2 protein-coding genes are annotated in these 5,745 nt (G+C 51.1%); both read right to left on the bottom strand.

Annotated elements, in window-relative coordinates; translation table 11 throughout:
• Positions 1–259: 259 nt before the first annotated feature.
• Positions 260–1,414, bottom strand: a complete 1,155-nt coding sequence (locus BLR08_RS30440; protein ID WP_083537597.1) for a cytochrome P450 — start codon at positions 1,412–1,414, stop codon at positions 260–262.
• Between the two features lie 273 nt (positions 1,415–1,687).
• The gene (locus BLR08_RS30445) at positions 1,688–5,731 is read right to left on the bottom strand and encodes an S-layer homology domain-containing protein (RefSeq protein ID WP_090586673.1); all 4,044 of its coding nucleotides are present in this window, start codon (positions 5,729–5,731) and stop codon (positions 1,688–1,690) included.
• Between the last annotated feature and the right edge of the window lie 14 nt (positions 5,732–5,745).

The raw sequence follows: 5,745 nt of genomic DNA on the forward strand, positions 1-5,745 counted from the left end.
TTCATAGCCAGCTCCGGCTTAGCCTCTGCTTTCATGCTCAAACTAACGGCGCCTGGTATAATCAGCGTGGCACCGATAGCGGTTAGCAACGTCATTTTCATTTTTTTACTCACTTTCTTGTTCATATGTTTCCCCTCCAAGTAGTCGATCATATTCATATAGTGCGTTCCGCTTTGCAGAAGCACCTTAAAAATTACTTTTCACTAGATCGTATCGCTGAAGTAGCCGAAGGCAACGCAACGTCTGCCGAGGAATCTTCTTATTGTAGAGTAATAGGCAGTTTACTAAGACCATGAATAACAAAGTTAGAAAGCGGCGCCATCTCTTCATTATCCGTGATTCTGAAGTTCGGCATACGCTCGCATAACACCTCAAGCACGATTCGTGCCTCCATTCGAGCAAGCGGGGTACCCATACAATGATGAATACCGTGACCGAAAGCCAGTTGACCAGTGGATTGGCGGCTAATGTCAAACCTGTCGGCATGCTCAAATTTGTTTTCATCCCGATTAGCCGAAGCCATTATAGCGGTGACGAATTGACCTACCTTCATTGTTTGGCCTTTAAATTCCGTATCCACTTTGACAACACGGTTCATCATCTGAACGGGTGAACGGAATCGCAGTACCTCTTCTATCGCCTGTGGAATGAGCTCTCTATTATCGCATAGCAACTTCCACTGATCCGGAAACTCCAGAAAAGTACGGATCGCGTTCCCGAGCAGATGGGTCGTCGTTTCGTTGCCTGCTACCATAAGCAGGACACAGAACTCCACAACCTCGGGATCAGAAAGCTGTTTCCCATCTACTTCCGCAATCGCAAGACGTGATATCAGGTCCTCTTTCGGATTGTCTCTACGCTCCATGATTTGTTCGCGGAAATACTGCTTCATCTCTCGAATTACGGCGACATGTTCAGGCAATTCTTCAGTATCCCCATGCAGGAGACGAAGTGAAGCCGCGACGATGGTATTCGACCAATGCTTGAATCTTAAACGGTCGACCATAGACACACCAAGCATCTCAGCAATGACGTTTACCGGAAGGGGGGTTGCGATATCACTAACGAAATCGAATGACCCTTTACAAATAGCTTCATCGATTAATTGGTTGGCCATGCTTCGAATACTTGGCTCAAGAGAGGCGACTGCGTTTGGGGTGAAAGCATGCTGTGCAAGTGCGCGAAGCTGGGTATGCCTTGGAGGATCCACACTGTTCATTTGATTGTTCAAACCCAGCTCAGAGGAGAATCCCTCAAATATTGCCGACGAAAATGTATGGTGGTCTGCCATGATTTGACGTACGTCATCGTATTTAACGATTAGCCAACCCAGTTGTTCATGTTGAACGATCGCGTCTTTGCTGCGTAATTCTGAATACCACGGATAAGGATCAAATCGCAAATCGTAAGTCATAATTCCCTCCATAAATAGAATATTTTATTAATTACAATCAAGATGGCGTAACACTTTCCAGTAACCACTATATACCAGAGGATATCCTATCCGTTATAGGAAGTAATTCCCGCAAATTAGGAAAACTTTTAGGAATACACCAGTTCCCCTACCGGAGCAACCCCCGTCCCCAAGTCCACTGACTACAAGCAGATGTATTTACTGCATCTCCATGCCAAGTACAGGCAGACCCGGGGACAGGCAATTGGATGATCGTAACGCTGCCGATTTTTGCTATTTGACTGTGCTACTAAGCGTTTCAAGCCGGAACAGAATAGCCGCAGCCGCAGCCCGCGTCAATGGGTGCTTCGGCTCAAGCTTCCCATCACCAGCTCCTTCTATAAGTCCCCGCTCGAATGCCGATTGAAGCGCGGTACGTGCCCACTCGGATATATGAGGGGCATCCGCGAACGTACTCACCTCCCTCCCTGTATCCTCCGCCCCATAGTCCGCAAATGCTTCAGAAGCCCGGTAAAGCATAACAATAAACGCCTCACGGGTTACGGGGTCTTCCGGTCGGAACAAACCTCCGTTCCCCTCAATCCATCCACTTCGTGCAGCCTTATTTACGGCCTCCTGATACCATGCTCCCTCTGACATATCCGAGAATGGGTGAACCAGGCTGGCCTGGCTCTCTTGTATGGGGCTGGAAAGCAGGTTGACCACCATTTGAACAGCTTCTGCACGCGTCAATTGTCGGTTAGGCGCGAAGGAATCTTCCGAGAAGCCCTGAAGGAAATGACGGCTCGTCATCACTTCAATGGCGGTTTGGCCCCAATGGCCCCTGATGTCATCGAAGCGCTTATCGAACCATCCTACCGCGATTGTACCGCCTTCAGAAATGGGAACATGAACTTGTTTGGTTTTCTGGTCAACCGTTCCTCCGATGAACTTCCACTTGGCCTCGCTGCCCCTTGCGTTGCCCTTCCCCTTCGCTTCCAGCCGGTAAACGCCAATACCGAGCGGATGCTTGCCTTTAAATGCGGCTAGATCAAATGATAGGCTGATCATTAGCGGCTTCTGAGGGTTCGCGGCCGGTAAGATGGTATACACCGGTGATAGTGGAGAATGGTTATTCGGCCAACGATAAACTGAGGCTTGCTCCTGCATGACGGTTAACTCTGTGCTTTGACCGAATGTACCTTGCTGGGCCTTCATCTTGAAGGCACCATCAAATGCCGTGAATTCTCCGCCATGAACCGGGATACTCCAAACTTCTGTACTTTTCGGATCGGACGGGGGAGGGTTACCATTGCCATTGCCGTTGCCACCATGACCATTCCCGTTTCCGTGTCCACCATGATCACGGCCGCTAATTGTGGCGTTCAGCTTAGTTCCCAATGATGCATTTCCGCGTGCATCCAGCGCTATAAGGGTAATCTCATAGCTTCCTGGCTCTAATGACGTAAATTTGTATTGTTCCTTCCCCGTCCCTACATGCTCAATGCGCTCTGGCGCTCCAGCTCGCTTCAGCTTTAATTGAATACGGTACAAATCCTCGTCATCGGGATCTTTCCAGGTTACATTCAGGCTATCCAGCTCGACATTCAGCTTTGGATCGGTGACATTACCTGGAGCCGACTTATCCGGCTGTGGCTTTATGACGGCCGCCGTCTTCACCTTCCCCTGCAAACCGATAGAACGCAAGCCGGCTAATTCGGTAATAAGACGTACCTCGTAGGTCGTGTCCGGAGCAAGTTGATCTGCCGCGAAGATGGTGGCATCCTTCGGTATGGAGCGGCTATACCAGCTCTCACTGCCCTCTGTTCTCCATTCCACCCAATAACGATCGACATCTTCTCCGATTCTTTTGCTCCACTTCACCGTAAGATTATCGACACCGCTGGTGAGCTTCAGTGCTTCTGCAGCCTCCGCAACAGGCTGTACCTGGTCGCTAATGACGATCGATTCGGAATAGTCCTCATCAAGCGGTATCTCGGCATAACTTTTCGCATCCTTCGACACCCGAATGCTCACCGTTTGGCCAACTGATAGTGGATAGCCCTCCTCAGGCACAAGCCGGATCGCTTTCGTCAGCGGCTTATTCTCCGTTGTTTGCTGAGGGTCGACTGCCTCGATACGGATCGGAATCGGCTCTTCACCGCTCTGATAATCAGGCGAATAGAGCTGGACCGTACTTGCGTTAAGCGTTTCGGGCAGCATATAGCGGCTGAAATTGAGCACCAACGCAGTCTGTCCGTTCACAGTCGATTGCATCGCTGCCGTGACCGCTGGACTCTCCAGAGATACAAGTGGAATATTCACATCGAAATGCGGCGGAAGTACGACGAGCTCCTCGCTATAAGCGGTTTCGTAGCCGTCCTTTTCGTACCGTACCTTCCATGTTCCTTCCGGGACATCCCAGCCGTATCGCCCTTCAAGGTTTGTCTCCATCGGATTTTGTTGACCGAACCAGTCGGCATCCCATACCTCCCACTGACCGCTTTCCTTATTCAGCTGAGATATCGTAGCGGTTACACCCGTTAGCCGGTTGCTTGGTACCGCCTCGTAGACGTATCCGCTCGGGTCATATATCCACACAGGTGTACCGATCGGGGTATGGTTCGGCGGAGGATAGGAATAATCTTCATCATCTGCACGGCATGCAGGATTCGCCGCTTCCCCTACTGCCACTTCCTGATTGACCTCATCCTTTAATCGGTCGAAGGACTGTTCCCACGATTTACCCATCATAAAGCCAACACCTGAAGAGGTTGCCAACAGCATCGCACCGCCAATCAATCCAATACCTGAGGAGGCAAGCACCATACCAGCACCTTGCATGGCGATCTTCGCGCTGTGTTCGAAAGCAAGACGGTCAACCATATCATCCAGCCGTTTGCGGAAATAATCCAGCATCGGCGGTGACATACAGCCTGCTGAATTTTCGATTCCAGTCAGCATATGGTTAACGGCATCCATTCTCTGCTTGAAATCGTATCCGGAATATAAGGCGGATATCACCCCTAAAGGACTTGCTGCACCGGGCGTCTTTAACTCAAAGACAAGTTTACCGTTAATGGACAAGGAACCATGTATCTCTGGCGCCAAGCCCATAGCTTGGCGTTCCGAAACATTCAACCTATCCGTATCCACGATCGCGCTAAAGGTCATGGTGTGGTTCTTCATGTCCATCTCAAATGACGGCTCAAACACCTGGGTCCGCTCATCTACTCCCGGGGCTGGTTCATAATCAACCGGCGTGTAGCTATACTTCACCAAAATCCGCTCATCCGGATACTTTTTGGATCTGAACACAACGGTCGGCAGATCAACCCGGTTCTTCGCCGCCCCCTTCCTAGCTGCGGCTGGTTCTTCAATCAGTTCTACATCAAGCTCGTGGAACGCTTGCGGTAGCAACTCGGCATAATCGTTAAGACTGCCCTCAATTCGCTCGGGACCTTGATCCTTCACCTCATAAGACACCGATATCGTTCCATCCAGCTTAGGTAGCGGACTTGTCAACACGGCCTCAAACTCATTCGTTTCCGGGTTAAGTTCTGCCGGCAAGACTCCCGCGCCAACATGGATGTTTACCTTCTCCACCTCTGCGCCTCGGTTAAAGGCGGTTCGGAACAATAGGGGCTTCTTCGGATCAATGACGTAGGGGAATTTGGCAACGCCGAGACTTGGATCGATTTCAATTTTCGCAACCGTGCTTTGATCCATACTGAAAGCGGTCACGATCGGCTTCTCGCCATTCACTTCAACAGCCTTCGCAGCAGACGTAAGTACCTGTCCGCCCCAAGCCGCCCTTGCGCTCAACATATGGCGCTTGTTTGCCCCCCGTTTGCGCACCGTCACTTTCGACTCCCAGTAGCCTCCCGGACTTGCCTCGGTCTGTCCGATCAATTCCTCGCCGTCATAGATGGATACAAGCTGACTGGCAGGCGCCCGCCCGCCAACCTTAAATACTACGTCGGGCACGATTTGCGGAGCGGTCAGCGTAACGCCCGAAGCTCGTAGAATTACAGTACCGATTGTCTCTTCTCGGGATTCAGCGTTTGCGGCCGCATAACGAATACCAAGTACGGCGCGAACAGTCTCGTCAGGCAGCAGCTCGTTAACCCGAAGGCGGTACGTGACCGATCCACCGCTTTCCTGGAGGATCGTCCCGAGCGGAAGCTCGTACTGTCCATCGTCTGCCTTCATCGGATGGACGGCGATCCCGTTTAGCATAACGCTCTGCTCAAGCAACTCCATGCCGGCAGGCACATGCAATTGCAAAGCAGCTAGCTTAACGTCGTCAGAGGTACGATTATTGAATTCTCCCCGCATCGTTACGGTTGCGC

This window comes from Paenibacillus sp. cl123 (assembly GCF_900101595.1).
Lineage (GTDB): Bacteria > Bacillota > Bacilli > Paenibacillales > NBRC-103111 > Paenibacillus_G.

What these genes read in the sequence shown, in the direction of transcription:
- BLR08_RS30440 (WP_083537597.1), bottom strand. Translation starts at nt 1,414, where the DNA reads ATGACTTACGATTTGCGATTTGATCCTTATCCGTGGTATTCAGAATTA.
- BLR08_RS30445 (WP_090586673.1), bottom strand. Translation starts at nt 5,731, where the DNA reads ATGCGGGGAGAATTCAATAATCGTACCTCTGACGACGTTAAGCTAGCT.